This is a genomic window from Streptococcus sp. 32226D021BW, assembly GCF_053545015.1.
In genome coordinates this window covers 74,168-90,558 of the sequence record NZ_JBPPVC010000006.1, presented here as the reverse complement: position 1 = coordinate 90,558, position 16,391 = coordinate 74,168, and the positions used below count along the sequence as shown (strand labels likewise).

At 43.2% G+C, this 16,391-nt stretch carries 13 protein-coding genes; 10 read left to right on the top strand and 3 right to left on the bottom strand.

Going from position 1 to position 16,391, the window contains the following annotated elements; all coding sequences use genetic code 11:
* Positions 1-13: 13 nt before the first annotated feature.
* Positions 14-607 (bottom strand): DUF1361 domain-containing protein, encoded by a 594-nt coding sequence (locus tag ACEE44_RS05405; RefSeq protein WP_449171528.1) that lies wholly within the window; start codon positions 605-607, stop codon positions 14-16.
* A 150-nt stretch (positions 608-757) separates the two neighbouring features.
* Complete coding sequence (locus ACEE44_RS05400) at positions 758-1,351, bottom strand: DUF1361 domain-containing protein (protein WP_172003419.1); 594 nt, start codon at positions 1,349-1,351, stop codon at positions 758-760.
* Between the two features lie 241 nt (positions 1,352-1,592).
* Between ACEE44_RS05400 and ACEE44_RS05395 the strand changes: the two genes are divergently transcribed.
* Both ACEE44_RS05395 and metG read left to right on the top strand, forming a co-directional pair.
* Complete coding sequence (locus ACEE44_RS05395) at positions 1,593-2,690, top strand: DNA alkylation repair protein (RefSeq protein WP_449171527.1); 1,098 nt, start codon at positions 1,593-1,595, stop codon at positions 2,688-2,690.
* 118 nt (positions 2,691-2,808) lie between these two features.
* Entirely contained in the window at positions 2,809-4,866 is a 2,058-nt protein-coding gene (gene metG / locus ACEE44_RS05390) for a methionine--tRNA ligase (RefSeq protein WP_449171555.1), read from the top strand.
* Between the two features lie 53 nt (positions 4,867-4,919).
* Here metG and hutI read toward each other — a convergent pair whose 3' ends face one another.
* Positions 4,920-6,170, bottom strand: coding sequence for an imidazolonepropionase (gene hutI, locus ACEE44_RS05385; RefSeq protein WP_449171526.1), 1,251 nt, complete (start codon positions 6,168-6,170; stop codon positions 4,920-4,922).
* A 233-nt stretch (positions 6,171-6,403) separates the two neighbouring features.
* Here hutI and ACEE44_RS05380 point away from each other — a divergent pair, with 233 nt between their 5' ends.
* The 8 genes from ACEE44_RS05380 to hutG all read left to right on the top strand — a co-directional run bounded on the left by ACEE44_RS05380 (position 6,404) and on the right by hutG (position 16,363).
* Complete coding sequence (locus tag ACEE44_RS05380; RefSeq protein ID WP_449171525.1) at positions 6,404-8,437, top strand: urocanate hydratase; 2,034 nt, start codon at positions 6,404-6,406, stop codon at positions 8,435-8,437.
* 41 nt (positions 8,438-8,478) lie between these two features.
* The gene (ftcD, locus tag ACEE44_RS05375) at positions 8,479-9,378 is read left to right on the top strand and encodes a glutamate formimidoyltransferase (protein WP_449171524.1); all 900 of its coding nucleotides are present in this window, start codon (positions 8,479-8,481) and stop codon (positions 9,376-9,378) included.
* A 12-nt stretch (positions 9,379-9,390) separates the two neighbouring features.
* Entirely contained in the window at positions 9,391-10,017 is a 627-nt protein-coding gene (locus tag ACEE44_RS05370; protein ID WP_449171523.1) for a cyclodeaminase/cyclohydrolase family protein, read from the top strand.
* 11 nt (positions 10,018-10,028) lie between these two features.
* On the top strand, positions 10,029-11,702 hold the full coding sequence (locus ACEE44_RS05365) for a formate--tetrahydrofolate ligase (protein ID WP_449171522.1): 1,674 nt from the start codon (positions 10,029-10,031) through the stop codon (positions 11,700-11,702).
* Between the two features lie 13 nt (positions 11,703-11,715).
* Positions 11,716-12,327, top strand: coding sequence for a HutD family protein (locus ACEE44_RS05360; RefSeq protein WP_449171521.1), 612 nt, complete (start codon positions 11,716-11,718; stop codon positions 12,325-12,327).
* A 23-nt stretch (positions 12,328-12,350) separates the two neighbouring features.
* Entirely contained in the window at positions 12,351-13,664 is a 1,314-nt protein-coding gene (locus ACEE44_RS05355) for an APC family permease (protein WP_449171520.1), read from the top strand.
* 34 nt (positions 13,665-13,698) lie between these two features.
* Complete coding sequence (hutH, locus tag ACEE44_RS05350; protein WP_449171519.1) at positions 13,699-15,243, top strand: histidine ammonia-lyase; 1,545 nt, start codon at positions 13,699-13,701, stop codon at positions 15,241-15,243.
* A gap of 124 nt (positions 15,244-15,367) precedes the next feature.
* The gene (hutG, locus tag ACEE44_RS05345) at positions 15,368-16,363 is read left to right on the top strand and encodes a formimidoylglutamase (protein WP_449171518.1); all 996 of its coding nucleotides are present in this window, start codon (positions 15,368-15,370) and stop codon (positions 16,361-16,363) included.
* The last annotated feature ends 28 nt before the right edge of the window (positions 16,364-16,391 follow it).

The following is a 16,391-nucleotide window of genomic DNA, read 5'->3' as shown; positions in this document are numbered from 1 at the left end:
GTTGCCGGTTTTGTTATTCATCGATTGAGAAAATTAGGACCATAATTTGTATAAAGGTAAAGCCCAGGATGAAGGGCAGGGCAGCCCAGGAAACGACTTCAATCATTTCACTGACAACCAGGCTTGGTCTGGTAAAGATGTCCCATGAATTGAGCCGTGCATAGCGTCCGATGTGAATGGCAAAGCTGGATAGAAGGGAAAATCCACCAATCAGAAACAGCCTGAACCAGTAGGATTTGATAGAAAAGGCAGAGAAAATCAGCCGAAGGCTTTCCACGCCAGTCATTACCCCATAGAAAATACTTGGGACATAGAGCATGAAAAGGATCATGCTGTCCCGTTGCCAGAGGACTGTGTTGGCAAAGTGCATGTGGACGATGTCCGTCACCATGTAAAAGGTGTTGGGGTAGAAAAAGAGCCAGAGGAGGCCAGCAATGATTTTGAGGATATTAGATTTTGTGTGGTTGGTGAGGATAGCAAAATCAAGTGCCACCAAAGCCAAAAACATATTCCAAGTCAAGTCAGGTGCAGTGACACCGTAACGCCTAAGACCAGCTGCGATGATGAGGAAAAAAATATGGATAAAAACATTTTTCTTAGTAAACATAGTAAACCTCTTTCTGTAGAATATAAATGCTAGTATATCACATTCAGGAAGAAAAAGGGGACTTGTCATCACATTGTTAGGACTTGTTTAAGATTGGCTTAAGCGATTGGATACAAAAAAGAAACAGTTGACCTGTTTCTTTCAACTCATTTATTCATCAACTGCAAAGACCAAAACCATGATTTGCAGGAGTGTAAAGCCAAAGATAAAGGGGAAGGTATCCCAGGTAATTGCTGAAATCATGCTAGAAAAAACTGTCACAGGGCGGATAAAAATATCCCAGGAGCGAATGTTGGCATAGCGACCAATATAAATAGCATAACTCGCAAATAGAGACAGACTGCCGATAATTAAGAGACGTAGTCCGTAAAATTTAATATTGTATCCCTTGAAAATAGCTTCTAAGCTCTCAACACCAGCCATGATACCAAATAAGATACTTGGGATATAAAGCATGAATAAGAGTAAACTACTACGTTCCCAAAGGGCAGTGCTGGAAAATTGAATATTGACTAACTCAGTTAACACATAGAAGGTATTTGGATAGAAGAAGAGCCAGAAAGGAGTGATAAGCAGTTTACTTGCAAGGTGATTGTTCTGGCGAACTAGGATAGCAAAGTCTAAGGCAATCAAGGCCCAAAACATATTCCAGATTAGTTCTGTATTTTGAACGTCGTTCAGAAGCATTCCGACGCAAATAATAACAAAAAACAAATGTATCAAGAGATTTTTAGGTGTAAACATAGATAACCCCATTCTTTTTCATAACTTCTTCTAGTATAACATAACTTAGAAGGATTGTGGAGGGAATGATTATTTATAAAGCTTATAGGACATTAAAATTTTTTTTATGCGTTCTTTGTGCTATAATGAGACATCGTCAACTGTTTTGATAGGAATCACAAATTGACTTTTACTAGTAAAGTTAAATGGGAATATTTTTTGGGAAACGTTCAATCAAGATAACTTTTAAAGGAGGATTAGGATGGCAGAGGAATTACGATTAAAGTACAACAAGACATTTTTAGAAGAGTTCGCAAAAGCTATTCAAATGCATCATTCTAATTTTGATTCAGAGTCTTTTTATCAGGCTGTTTTACAGGATGACTGGGAGGATTTGGCATTGATGGACCGGTTTAAACGTATGGCAGATGGCACTTATCAGACGCTTGCGCTTCCATACGCAGATGTGGTCGACTTGCTGATAAAACTGAATGCGACTTGCCAAGGATTTGACTATATATTCTTTAATGACATCATTTGGAAATTTGGCTTGGAGGACTTGGCTCATTCCTTTAAAGGAATGGCGGTGTTAACCACTGGCTCTACATCTGAATTTGCTATTCGTTATTTTTTGAACCACAACTTTGATGCTAGCTTTGCTTTTTTAAAAGAGCTGAGCTTCTCAGATAATGAACATCATCGTCGATTAGCCAGTGAGGGAACACGTCTTCGTTTGCCTTGGGGAAAGGCAGTCCCCGACTTGGTGACACATAGGACAGAGATTTTTGAGGTATTAGATACCTTAAAAGCCGATCCCTCTCTTTATGTTAGAAAAAGTGTGGCCAATAATCTTAATGACATGACTAAGTTTTATCCAGATGAAGTGATTGCTCATTTAAAAACTTGGAAAAATCAAGATCCCAATACAGATTGGATCATCAAGACAGCCTTGAGAACATTGATTAAAACAGGCTATCCTGCTGCGCTGGACTTTATGGGGTATTCTCAGGATTTTGAGATAAAGCAGGCTCAGCTAGCTATAGATTCTCTTGAGGTATATGATGGCGATACCAGTCAAATTTCCTATGCTGTAAGGGTTACGTCTCCTGGACCAAGTAAATTTCGATTAGGTTTGGCTTTTGGATTTCAAAAAGCTAATGGTCGGATTGGTGAAAAGATTTTTTATCTGAAGGATACTGATTTTGTAAAGGACATTACTATCTCTGGCCACAAAAATTACCAATGGAAAGATTTAACAACGCGTCGGCATTATTCTGGAAAACATCATATCCGACTGCTTCTAAACGACATTGAATTAGAAAAAGTGGAGTTTATATTGAACAAACAGCCTAGGGATTAAATCGGATGTGTCGGTGAACTGACTAGCTTCTACCGAATATGATTTTTGGCTGATCAATCGGCACAGAGCTGGAATGTGGATTGGAAGTCACTTTGTTTTTGCACAAAAATATGATAAAATGGGGTGTTATCAAGAACAGGGTTTCATTTGCCCTGAGTTGAAAGGAAAAAACATGACAAAAACACCATTTTATATCACCACGCCGATTTATTATCCTTCTGGTAAACTTCACATCGGGTCGGCCTACACAACTATTGCCTGCGATGTCTTGGCTCGCTACAAGCGTCTCATGGGCCACGAGGTCTTCTATCTGACAGGGCTTGATGAGCACGGGCAGAAGATTGAAGAGAAAGCTAAAGAAGCTAGTTTGACTCCGCAAGCCTACGTTGACGGTATGGCGATTGGTGTCAAGGAGCTCTGGAACTTGCTGGACATCTCTTACGACAAATTTATCCGCACGACTGATGATTACCACGAAGAAGTGGTGGCGGCTGTTTTTGAAAAATTGCTGGCGCAGGACGATATTTACTTGGGAGAGTATTCAGGTTGGTACTCCGTATCGGACGAGGAATTTTTCACCGAGAGCCAATTAGAAGAGGTCTTCCGAGATGAAAAGGGCAAGGTAACAGGCGGTATCGCTCCGAGCGGCCACGAAGTAGCCTGGGTTTCAGAAGAATCCTACTTCCTTCGCCTCAGCAAGTATCAGGACAAATTGGTTGAGTTTTTCAATGCCCACCCAGACTTTATCCAGCCAGAAGGTCGCCTCAATGAAATCATGAAAAACTTCATCGAGCCAGGATTGGAAGATTTGGCCGTATCGCGTACTTCATTTACCTGGGGTGTACCTGTACCGTCCAATCCAAAGCACGTTGTCTATGTTTGGATTGATGCCCTGCTCAACTATGCGACTGCCTTGGGCTATGGTCAGGAAGAAAAAGCCAACTATGACACCTTCTGGAATGGAACAGTTTACCACATGGTTGGCAAGGACATTCTTCGCTTCCACTCCATTTACTGGCCAATCATGCTCATGATGTTGGATATGAAGTTGCCAGACCGCTTGGTCGCTCATGGCTGGTTTGTCATGAAAGATGGCAAGATGTCTAAGTCTAAGGGCAATGTGGTCTATCCAGAAATGCTGGTCGAGCGTTTCGGTTTGGATCCGCTCCGCTATTACCTCATGCGTAGTCTGCCAGTTGGTTCTGACGGCACCTTTACACCAGAAGATTACGTTGGTCGTATTAACTACGAACTGGCCAATGACCTTGGAAACCTGCTCAACCGTACCGTTGCCATGATTAACAAGTATTTCGGTGGTCAGGTACCGACTTTTGTTGCTAACGTGACTGATTTTGATGCGGACTTGGCGGCAGTAGTGGCTGAAAACTTAGCAAGCTACCACAAGTATATGGAAGCTGTTGACTACCCACGCGCCTTGGAAGCGGTCTGGAATATCATCTCCCGTACCAACAAGTACATCGATGAAACAGCACCGTGGGTCTTGGCAAAAGAAGAAGCTGACCGTGACAAGTTGGCAGCAGTCATGGCTCACTTGACAGCAGGTCTTCGTGTGGTGGCACATTTGATTCAACCATTTATGATGACGACGTCTAATGCCATTATGGAACAACTTGGTTTGGGAACAGCATTTGACCTTGAAAATCTTGACTTTGCAGGTCTTCCAGCAGATTTGACGGTGGTCGCAAAAGGCACGCCTATTTTCCCACGTCTGGATATGGAAGAAGAAATCGCCTATATCCAAGCCCAAATGGGTGGTAGCTCTGCTATTTCCCAAGAGGAAGAAAAAGAGTGGAACCCAGCTGACGTGGAACTCAAAAACGAGAAAGCCGCGATCAAGTTCGAGGACTTTGACAAGGTGGAAATCCGCGTGGCCGAAGTCAAAGAAGTAGCCAAGGTGGAGGGCTCTGACAAGTTGCTCAAGTTCCGCCTGGATGCGGGTGACGGACAAGACCGCCAAATCCTGTCTGGTATCGCCAAGTACTATCCGAATGAGCAGGAGTTAGTTGGTAAGAAAGTCCAAATCGTTGCCAACCTCAAGCCACGTAAGATGATGGGCTTGCTCAGCCAGGGTATGATCCTATCAGCCGAACACGACGGCAATTTAACACTCTTAACAGTCGATCCATCTGTGCCAAACGGCAGTCAGATTGGGTAAGAAAATTTAAAAAGGAAGCTTCCAGTCGAGGAGGCTTCCCTTTTTGTTGCTTATTAACCTCTGACACAGAGGCCTTTTTTATAGACTTGGTCTGTTAAATTGGTTGCGAAGAAGTAGAAGAGGAAGTCGATATTGGGTGCATCAAAAATAGTAATGTCTGCATCTTTTCCAGGGTGGAAACTACCAATATGGGCTTGTCTATCTACGGAATAGGCAGCGTTGATGGTCACAGCATTCAAGATTTCAACCGGTGTTAAACGCATCATGAAGCTACCTAGCTGCATGACAAATTGGAGGTTGGCAGTTGGGCAACTGCCAGGATTACTATCGGTTGAAAGGGTAATCGCCATGCCCTTATCCAGCATTTTCCGAGCGGGTGCATAGGTATCCTCCATCAGGCTAAAGGTGGTAGCAGGAAGGAGGTTGCCAATAACCTTGGCTTGACTAAGTTTATCAATGCCTTGGTCAGTAATCACCATCAGATGCTCGGCACTGACTGTTCCCAGTTCGGCAGCCAGGTCAACCCCACCAATACTTTTTATCTCATCAGCATGGATACGGAGTTTAAAGCCCATGTCCTTGGCTTTTGTGAGCAGGCTACGAGCTTCCTCTGCCGTGAAGACTCCTTGCTCGCAGAAGATATCACAGAATTCTGCCAAGTTTTCTTCTTTAACTTGTGGCAACATGCTTTCTATGATGAGGTCCAAGTAGGCTTGATTATTTCCCTTATATTCTTCAGGGATGGCATGGGCTGCCATAAAGGTAGAAACTAAATCAATGGGGTGGTCCTCATGAAGTTTTTGCACAACTTCTAGCTGTCTTTTCTCTGTTTCCCAGTCCAGTCCGTAGCCACTTTTAGCCTCTACGGTAGTCACACCGTGGTCCAGCATATAGTCCAGTAGTTTATAGGATTTTTGATAGAGGGTATCAAAATCAGCCTTTCTGGTCGCTCGGACTGTGGATAAAATACCTCCACCATTTGCCAGAATATCCAGATAAGAAACGCCAGCTAGTTTTTGAGCAAATTCATGCTCTCGGCTTCCACCATAGACCAGATGGGTATGGCAATCGATCAGTCCAGGGGTGGCCACCTTTCCTTGACATGAAAGAAGAATCGTTTCAGGGCCAACTAAATCTGCTTGAGGCTCTCCAGTCCCAGTTGCGAGAATTTTTCCATCCTTGATGGCTATGTAGCCGTCTTCTAAGATAGTGGCTACCGCCATTTCCTTACCAGCTAGAGGATGACCGGGGTCATTGGGGCAAAATACCTGATTGAAATGGGTCAATATTTTGTCTGCGAACATAGTGCGTCCTCCCTTGTATGATGTTCTTAGTTCTAGGATAATACAAAACCGTCAAATTTTTGTCAAAAATAAATCTTTTTTCTCAAAAAATAAAAAGTTGTTAAAATAACATATTAACAGACTTTATATAGACGAATGAAAGGTAAACTAGGAATGTATAAAAAGTTCTTGCTTGGAAATGGGTCTATTTCTGAGGAAGGAAACAAGCACTAGATTCAAAAGGAGGATGACCTATGTCACATTTTGAAGAAAAAGATATTGCGGCAGCAATGACCATCAAGTTAGATGATGTCTTGCCTGAAAAGACAGTCTTTGAGGAAGGCATCAGACGAGCACCAGACCGGGGCTTTCGCTTAACACAAGCTCAGACGGAGATTGCCTTGAAAAATGCCCTGCGGTATATTCCAAAAAAATACCATGAGGAAGTCATTCCAGAATTTTTGGAAGAGTTAAAAACTCGTGGGCGGATTTATGGCTATCGCTGGCGTCCAAAAGAAAGAATTTATGGCAAGCCGATTGATGACTACAAGGGAAATTGTACGGCTGCCAAGGCCATGCAGGTCATGATTGATAACAACCTCAGCTTTGAAATTGCACTGTACCCTTATGAATTAGTTACCTATGGGGAAACAGGTTCGGTTTGTGCCAACTGGATGCAGTATTGTTTGATTAAAAAATATCTAGAGGTCATGACAGAAGAACAGACCTTGGTAGTAGAATCAGGCCATCCATTGGGTCTATTCAAGTCCAAACCAGAAGCGCCGCGTGTCATTATTACCAATGGTCTTTTGGTTGGGGAATACGACAACATGAAGGACTGGGAAATCGCTGAGGAAATGGGAGTGACCAATTATGGTCAGATGACAGCTGGTGGCTGGATGTACATTGGACCACAGGGAATTGTTCATGGTACCTTCAATACACTTCTCAATGCTGGTCGCTTGAAATTGGGTGTGGCTGATGATGGGGATTTGACAGGAAAACTCTTTATCTCATCTGGTTTGGGTGGAATGAGTGGAGCTCAGGGCAAGGCTGCTGAAATTGCTAAGGCAGTTGCTATTGTAGCCGAGGTAGACCAGTCACGGATTGAAACCCGCCATTCACAAGGTTGGATTAGTCAGCTGGCAGAAAGTCCAGAAGAAGCTCTGACCTTGGCCTTGGCTGCGAAAGAGAAAGGCCAATCTACCTCAATCGCCTATCATGGCAATATTGTAGATTTGCTGGAATATGTGGTTGAAAAGAATATTCCAGTTGACCTTCTCTCTGACCAAACCTCTTGTCACAATGTCTATGATGGAGGCTACTGTCCAGTCGGAATTAGCTTTGAGGAGCGTACTCGTTTACTCGCAGAGGATAAGGAAAGCTTTGTTAGCCTAGTGGATAAAACCCTGGAACGTCATTATCAAGCTATTAAGACCCTGACTGACCGAGGAACCTATTTCTTCGATTATGGCAATGCCTTTATGAAGTCAGTTTATGACTCAGGTATCAAAGAAATTTCTAAGAATGGTCTGGACGATAAAGATGGCTTCATCTGGCCTTCTTATGTAGAAGATATCATGGGACCTATGCTCTTTGACTATGGTTATGGTCCATTCCGTTGGGTTTGTTTGAGTGGCAAGCATGAGGACTTGATTACTACAGACAAGGCTGCTATGGATGTGATTGATCCAACTCGCCGTTACCAAGATCGTGACAATTATAACTGGATCCGCGACGCAGAGAAAAATCAGTTGGTCGTAGGAACTCAGGCACGGATTTTGTACCAAGATTGCATGGGTCGTGTCAATATTGCGCTCAAATTTAATGAACTCATCCGTCAAGGAAAAATTGGGCCTGTTATGCTAGGTCGCGACCATCACGATGTATCAGGTACTGATTCTCCATTCCGTGAAACATCCAACATCAAGGATGGTTCAAATGTGACCTGCGATATGGCTGTTCAGTGCTACGCTGGCAATGCGGCGCGTGGCATGAGTCTTGTGGCCCTCCATAATGGTGGCGGTACTGGTATTGGTAAGTCTATCAATGGTGGTTTTGGTCTGGTATTGGATGGAAGCGAGCGCGTGGATGAGATTATCAAATCAGCTATTGCTTGGGATACCATGGGTGGTGTAGCGCGTCGGAACTGGGCTCGTAATGACCATGCGATTGAAACGACTATTGAGTACAACCAAATGCGTCAAGGTACAGACCATATCACCATTCCTTATTTGGCAGATGAGGACTTAATTCAGTCTTCTGTTGCTAAATTGTTTGAAAAATAAGTAAATCGGCTAAACAATCATAATAAGAAAGAGGTTTTCAAATGGCAAAACTTGTAGAATGTATTCCAAATTTTTCAGAGGGACGTAACCAGGAAATCATCGATGGCTTGGTAGCGACTGCTAAGAGTGTTCCAGGTGTGACCCTGCTGGATTATTCATCAGACCAAAGTCATAACCGCAGTGTGTTTACTTTGGTGGGGGATGAAGAAAGTATTCAGGAAGGAGCTTTTCAACTGGTAAAATATGCTAGTGAAAAGATTGATATGACCCAGCATACAGGTGAACACCCAAGGATGGGAGCGACAGATGTACTTCCATTTGTCCCTGTAAAAGACATCAGCATGGAAGAATGTGTTCAACTAGCTAGGAAAGTCGCTGAGCGTATCAATAAAGAATTGGCCATTCCAGTCTTCCTCTATGAAGAAGCAGCAAGCAGACCAGAACGACAAAATCTGGCTAAGGTCCGCAAGGGTCAGTTTGAAGGCATGCCTGAAAAATTATTGGAAGAAGACTGGGCGCCTGATTTCGGTGAAAGGAAGATTCATCCAACAGCAGGTGTCACAGCAGTCGGCGCTCGGATGCCTCTAGTTGCCTATAATGTCAATTTGGATACAGACAATCTAGAAATTGCCAATAAGATTGCCAAAATCATCCGTGGTTCAGGTGGTGGCTACAAGTATTGTAAGGCTATCGGTGTCATGTTGGAAGGAAGAAATATTGCCCAGGTTTCAATGAATATGGTGAACTTGGAAAAATGCTCACTTTATCGTACCTTTGAAACCATTCGTTTTGAGGCTAAGAGATATGGTGTGTCGATTATTGGTTCTGAAATCGTTGGATTGGCACCTGCAAAAGCCTTGGTTGATGTGGCAGAATACTACTTGCAATTGGAAGAGTTTGATTACAGCAAGCAGGTACTAGAAAATCATTTGTTGGGATAAGGAGTATGACCGATGGCATTAGTTGATTTAACCCTTACAGAATTTGCTCAATTACTGGGTTCAGATGCCCCAGCACCAGGTGGAGGCTCAGCAGCAGCCCTTTCGGCTGTCAATGGTATTTCATTGACAAAAATGGTGTGCGAGTTGACTCTTGGGAAGAAAAAGTATGATGATTATCAGGCTGCTATCGAAGAAATTCATGAGGTGGCTGGTGATTTGCAAGAGCGTTTATTGCGGGCAATAGATGAGGATACTGAAGCTTTCAATCAGGTATCAGCTGTTTTTGATATGCCCAAGGAAACAGAGGAAGATAAAGAAGCGCGCAGGCAGGCTATGCAGGAAGCCTTGAAGGCAGCAACGCTCTCTCCGTTTGGCATGATGGAAACGATGTTGCAGGCACTTCAGGTAACAGCAGAGGCAGTCGGCAAGTCCAATACCAATGCAGCCAGTGATTTGGGGGTGGCAGCCCTCTCACTCAAAGCTGGTTTACATGGGGCCTGGCTCAATGTTCTCATCAATCTATCTGGTATCAAGGATGAGGACTTTGTCAGTCACTATCGCCAACAAGGCCAGACTATTTTGGAAGCTGGTTCTAGCCTAGCAGACCAGGTATATGAAGACATTCTCCAGATTGTTTAAAGGAGGGAGCCATGGTTTTATCAGATATTGACATTGCGAATTCCGTCCAAATGGAACCCATTGGACAGGTAGCAGACCGTTTAGGTATTCCAGAAGAAAGTTTATCCTTATATGGTAGATACAAGGCCAAAATTGACAGTCGTCAGTTAGAAGCCTTGAAAGATCAACCAGATGGGAAATTGATTTTGGTAACGGCTATTTCACCAACTCCAGCAGGGGAAGGAAAAACAACAACTTCCGTCGGTTTGGTCGATGCCTTGTCTGCTATTGGTAAAAAGGCTATTATCGCCCTGCGTGAGCCGTCTTTAGGGCCTGTCTTTGGGGTTAAAGGTGGTGCAGCAGGTGGTGGCTATGCCCAGGTTGTTCCAATGGAAGATATTAACTTGCATTTTACTGGAGATTTTCATGCCATCGGTGTAGCCAATAACCTGCTGGCAGCCTTGATTGATAATCATATTCATCATGGAAATGCCTTGGGAATTGATAGCCGTCGGATTACCTGGAAACGAGTAGTCGACATGAATGACCGTCAGCTCCGCCATATTGTCGATGGTCTGCATGGTAAGGTAAATGGAGTACCTAGGGAAGATGGCTACGATATTACCGTTGCTTCAGAAATTATGGCAATTCTATGCTTATCTGAAAATATAGCTGATTTGAAGGCACGACTGGAAAAAATTATTATCGGCTATAATTTCCAAGGTCAACCGGTTACAGCTGGAGATCTTAAGGCAGCTGGGGCAATGGCAGCACTCTTGAAAGAAGCCATTCACCCTAACCTTGTTCAAACCCTTGAACACTCCCCAGCCCTTATTCACGGTGGTCCTTTTGCCAATATTGCTCACGGATGTAATAGTGTTCTTGCTACCAAATTAGCCTTAAAATATGCAGATTATGTGGTTACAGAAGCTGGCTTTGGGGCAGATTTAGGCGCTGAAAAATTCATTGATATCAAGTGTCGTCTAAGCGGCTTACGACCATCCGCAGTTGTACTCGTAGCTACTATTCGTGCCCTTAAAATGCACGGAGGAGTTGCCAAGTCTGACCTGGCTCAAGAAAATGTAGAAGCAGTACTTGCAGGTTTACCAAACCTTGAAAAACATTTGGAGAATATTCAGGAAGTTTATGGTTTGCCTGCGGTTGTTGCCATCAATAAATTCCCGTTGGATACAGAGGCGGAATTAGAGGCAGTTTCTACTGCTTGTGCCAAACGTGGTGTTGATGTAGTACTGTCTGATGTTTGGGCACATGGTGGTCAAGGAGGGCGTCAACTTGCAGAGAAGGTCGTCCAACTAGCTCAAGAAGAAAATCATTTCCAATTTGTCTATGATGTAGAAGACAGTATTGAAACCAAATTACACAAAATTGTTACAAAAGTCTATGGTGGTCAAGGGGTTAAACTCTCAGCACTTGCTAAAAAAGAAATAGCAGAACTGGAAAGACTAGGTTTTGGTTTCTATCCAATCTGCATGGCCAAGACCCAGTATTCATTCTCAGATAACCCTAATCTATTAGGAGCTCCGACAGACTTTACAGTGACCATTAGTAATGTCAAAGTTTCAGCAGGTGCTGGCTTTATCGTCGCCTTGACAGGAAATATTATGACCATGCCAGGCTTACCAAAAGTTCCTGCGAGTGAAAAAATTGATATTGACAACCAGGGCAATATCACAGGTCTTTTCTAAGAGAGGTGGAAGGATGATCAGAGTTGAACAGTATAATACAAATGATTACCAAGAAACATCCTGGTCAGGTGGACGAACCACTCAACTCTATCTCTTTCCTACGCAGTCTTCCTATGGTGAAAGAAATTTTCAATTTCGATTGTCCACAGCAAGTATGGACACGGAACAATCTACCTTTACCTCGCTACCTTCATATCACCGAATCCTATTAAGCTTAGACCAAACCATTGTCTTGCAGGATATGAATAGTGGTGAACAAGTAACTCTGGCTCCTTATCACATCCATCGGTTTGAGGGGGAACAATCCATCCAATGCATAGGAAAAGCACAGGATTTTAATATTATATTTGACGATAGTATTCAAGCTGATTTACAGGTGATGGATGAGAACAAGTGGGTGGTAGAGTGTGAGGGTGATTTTCAATTTATTTATGCCTTAGTCAATTTGGATTTCCATATAGAAGGGTGGGGAAGTGGTCATCTAGCAGCAAAGGAATTGCTGGTAGTTGAGACCAAAGAGTTGCCTCCCCGATCCCTTCATCTAACTGCTTGTCAAGCTTGCCAAAAGCCTAAGGCACTTATTGCTAAACTTAGGTCTACTGACCTAAGTAGAAACATGATCTAGAAGAAGATTTAGGAGATCATATCATGGAAAACAAACAGACACAGTTATCGACGCAGGAGAGTGCAAAATTCTCTCTGACAGGAGCGACCTTATACGGTATCAACGCTGTTATTGGGTCTGGTATCTTTCTCTTGCCGCAAAATATTTATAGGGACCTTGGTCCAGCTTCCATCGCTGTTATGCTAGGAACAGCTATCCTGACCATCATGTTAGCGGTCTGTTTTGCTGAGGTAGCAGGTTACTTTGGAAAAAACGGCGGTGCCTTCCAATATTCTAAACGTGCTTTCGGTGATTTTATTGGTTTTAATGTCGGCATCTTAGGCTGGATGGTAACCATGTTCGCCTGGGCTGCGATGGCAGCAGGTTTTGCTAAGATGTTCATCATCACTTTCCCAGCCTTTGAAGGAATGAACATTCCACTTAGTATCGGCTTGGTCATTCTCTTGTCCTTGATGAACATTGCTGGTTTGAGAACCTCCAAAGTCTTTACCATTACGGCAACCATTGCCAAGTTAATTCCAATCATACTCTTCTCCCTATGTGCTATATTCTTTATTCCTAAAGGCTTGTCAAACTTTAGTCCTTTTGTTCAATTATCTGAAGGACAAACCTTGCTGGGAGCGATTTCAGGCACCGCCATCTATATTTTCTATGGCTTTATCGGCTTTGAAACCCTCTCTATCGTTGCAGGTGAGATGAGAAATCCAGAGAAAAATGTTCCTCGAGCTATATTAGGTTCTATTAGTATTGTTTCTATTTTGTATATGCTTATTATTGGGGGTACCATTGCCATGCTAGGTTCTGGTATAATGGATACAAAGGCTCCTGTGCAAGATGCTCTTGTGAAGATGATTGGTCCTGCAGGTTACTGGCTAGTATCAATCGGTGCCCTTATCTCTATTACTGGTCTGAACATGGGTGAATCCATCATGGTGCCACGTTTCGGTGCTGCCATTGCCGAGGAAGGTTTATTACCAGCAGCCATTTCTCGGAAAAATAGCAAGGATGCGCCAGTTGTAGCCATTATTATCTCATGCGTGATTGCTATAATCCTCTTACTATCAGGCTCCTTTGAAATTCTTGCTACCCTCAGTGTGGTCTTTCGTTTCTTCCAATACATCCCAACAGCTCTAGCTGTCAATAAATTACGTAAGGATGAGCCGAATGCACAGGTAGTTTTCCGTCTGCCATTTGGACCAGTCATTCCAACTATTGCAGTAGTTATTAGTTTGATTATGATTTGGGGAGATAACCCAATGAACTTTGTATATGGAGCGATTGGTTTACTGATTTCTAGTGCGATTTACTTCTTCATGCATGGACGAAAGAAAGTGTAATAGAACCCTCCTGAAAAACGAAAGGATGAAAGTTATGACAAAACCACTTGTATTAGATGGAAAAAGTTTGACTTTAGAAGATGTTGTAGCTGTTGCTAGAGATGGTCAGCAGTGCTTGATTTCAGAAGAGGCTAAGGCGGATGTGCTGGCTTCTCGTCAGATTGTGGATGATATTGTCAGGGAAAAGCGGGTTGTCTATGGGGTGACCACTGGTTTTGGTTCCCTCTGTAATGTTAGTATCCCTACGGAAGATACTATTCAGTTGCAAGAAAATTTGATTCGCACCCATTCTAGCGGTTTTGGCAATCCCTTACCAGAGGATGTGGTTCGTGCTATTATGTTAATTCGGATCAATTCTCTGGTCAAAGGGTATTCAGGTATTCGCCTTGAAACCGTTGAAAAATTGCTGGAGATGTTGAACAAGGGGGTTCATCCATTTATTCCTGAAAAAGGCTCCTTGGGTGCATCAGGTGACCTTGCTCCGCTTTCTCATATGGTTTTACCTATGTTAGGTTTGGGGAAGGCCTATTACAAGGGACAGTTGCTTTCAGGTAAGGAAGCGATGAAGCAAGCAGATATTGATATTATTCACCTAGCAGCAAAAGAGGGCTTGGCCTTGATCAACGGAACAACGGTCTTGACAGCTATCGGTGCTCTAGTGACCTACGATGCCATCCAGCTTTTGAAATTGTCAGATATTGCTGGAGCATTGTCACTGGAAGTTCATAATGGTATTACCAGTCCATTTGAAGAAGAATTACATCTTATCCGTCCTCAAAGTGGCCAACTTGCAACGGCAAGAAATATCCGTCAGCTTCTTGAAGATAGTGGCAATACGACAGTGGCGACCATTCAGCGCGTGCAAGATCCATATACCTTACGTTGTATCCCGCAAATTCATGGAGCGAGCAAGGATTCGATAGCCTATGTCAAAGAAAAAGTAGAAATCGAAATTAACTCTGTTACGGACAATCCAATCATTTGTAAGAATGGCCACGTTATTTCAGGCGGGAATTTCCACGGGGAACCCATGGCTCAGCCATTTGATTTATTGGGTATCGCGATTGCAGAAATCGGTAATGTTTCCGAACGCCGTGTTGAACGTCTGGTTAATAGTCAGCTCAGCAAATTGCCGTCCTTCTTGGTTAAACACCCTGGTTGCAATTCAGGCTTTATGATTACCCAATATGCCTGTGCAGCCCTAGTATCTGAGAACAAGGTACTCTCTCATCCAGCCAGTGTGGATTCTATTCCATCTTGTGAAAACCAAGAAGACTTTGTCAGCATGGGAACAATTGCAGCTCGTAAGGCAGGAGAAATACTGAAAAATGCACGCCGTGTCCTTGCAACAGAAATCATGGCTGCTTGTCAAGCTCTGGATTTGAAAGAAAATAGTGCCAAACTTGGTAAGGGGACCAAACCAGCCTATACAGTCTTTAGACAGCAGGTGGATTTCATCGAAAATGACAAAGACATTGAAATCTATGATGAGCTGAATAAAGCCTCACTTGTGATTGAAAGTCCGGAATTCTTGGCTGCAGTGGAAGAGGCTGTTGCCCTGACAATCCAGTATGAATAAGCCTGCCTGAACAGAATTTGACAGGAAGTAGTTAGATAGCTATACTAAATAGGAGGTCTTATCAAGGAACAAGACCTCCTATTCTGTCAGAGTTTGATGATGAAGACGATAACCAGGAGAAAACATGCTAAGTAACTATTATCCAATGACCTATCCCTATTATCAAAGAGGGTTTGATGATGATCTCTATACTGCCAAATGGGGCATGGTGATGGAATTTATTGATCTCAATGACCAAACGTTGAAACGCTTCGATGGAAAGCATTTTGGGATTATTGGTTTTAAGAGTGACAAGGGTGTCTATATCAATCATGGACGTGTTGGAGCCGTAGAGGGGGCTAGTAGTATCCGAACCCAATTAGCTAAACTACCTTGGCATTTGGGCAAAGAAGTCAAGATTTACGATGTCGGGGATATAGATGGCCCCAATTGTAGCCTGGCTCAATTGCAGGACAGTTTGGCTGCAGCTGTTCAGCGCATGCTGGAGTTAAATCTCTTTCCGATTGTCCTGGGTGGAGGCCACGAAACAGCCTATGGACACTACAAGGGATTACAGGCTGGCTTGGAACAGGAAGGACCTATCGCTGTTATCAACTTCGATGCACATTTTGATCTTCGCCCTTATGACCAGACTGGCCCAAATTCTGGTACTGGTTTTCGGCAGATTTACGATGACTGTAAGGCAAAGGGATATGAATTTCCTTACTTAGCCTTAGGGATTCAAGAACATAATACCAATCTTTTTCTCTTTGATTTTGTTGCCAAATCAGCAGGTATTTCCTTTTTAACAGGGCAGAATCTCTATGTAATGGGCTATGAAAAAATATGCGCTTACTTAGATGAATTTATCCAAGGTCAGCAGTCTATCCACCTGACCATTGATATGGATTGTTTTTCAGTGGGCTCTGCACCAGGTGTCAGTGCCATTCAGTCTCTTGGGATCGATCCAAACCTAGCCGTTCTACTCTTACAATATTTGGCGGCTAGTGATAAAATTGTTGGTATCGATATTGTTGAAACATCTCCACCTCATGATATAGACAACCATACGGCCAACTTAGCAGCAACGCTTATCTTCTATCTGACACGGATTTTAGTGCAAACACACGACAGAAAATAAAAACTTTTCCTACGATAACTAGAAAAAG

Excerpts from the sequence above, each read along its gene's own strand:
- ACEE44_RS05355 (WP_449171520.1), top strand. The coding sequence starts at position 12,351 with ATGGAAAACAAACAGACACAGTTATCGACGCAGGAGAGTGCAAAATTC.
- ACEE44_RS05360 (WP_449171521.1), top strand. The coding sequence starts at position 11,716 with ATGATCAGAGTTGAACAGTATAATACAAATGATTACCAAGAAACATCC.
- ACEE44_RS05395 (WP_449171527.1), top strand. The coding sequence starts at position 1,593 with ATGGCAGAGGAATTACGATTAAAGTACAACAAGACATTTTTAGAAGAG.
- ACEE44_RS05400 (WP_172003419.1), bottom strand. The coding sequence starts at position 1,351 with ATGTTTACACCTAAAAATCTCTTGATACATTTGTTTTTTGTTATTATT.
- hutG (WP_449171518.1), top strand. The coding sequence starts at position 15,368 with ATGCTAAGTAACTATTATCCAATGACCTATCCCTATTATCAAAGAGGG.
- ftcD (WP_449171524.1), top strand. The coding sequence starts at position 8,479 with ATGGCAAAACTTGTAGAATGTATTCCAAATTTTTCAGAGGGACGTAAC.
- ACEE44_RS05380 (WP_449171525.1), top strand. The coding sequence starts at position 6,404 with ATGTCACATTTTGAAGAAAAAGATATTGCGGCAGCAATGACCATCAAG.
- ACEE44_RS05370 (WP_449171523.1), top strand. The coding sequence starts at position 9,391 with ATGGCATTAGTTGATTTAACCCTTACAGAATTTGCTCAATTACTGGGT.
- ACEE44_RS05365 (WP_449171522.1), top strand. The coding sequence starts at position 10,029 with ATGGTTTTATCAGATATTGACATTGCGAATTCCGTCCAAATGGAACCC.
- ACEE44_RS05405 (WP_449171528.1), bottom strand. The coding sequence starts at position 607 with ATGTTTACTAAGAAAAATGTTTTTATCCATATTTTTTTCCTCATCATC.
- hutH (WP_449171519.1), top strand. The coding sequence starts at position 13,699 with ATGACAAAACCACTTGTATTAGATGGAAAAAGTTTGACTTTAGAAGAT.
- metG (WP_449171555.1), top strand. The coding sequence starts at position 2,809 with ATGGGGTGTTATCAAGAACAGGGTTTCATTTGCCCTGAGTTGAAAGGA.
- hutI (WP_449171526.1), bottom strand. The coding sequence starts at position 6,170 with ATGTTCGCAGACAAAATATTGACCCATTTCAATCAGGTATTTTGCCCC.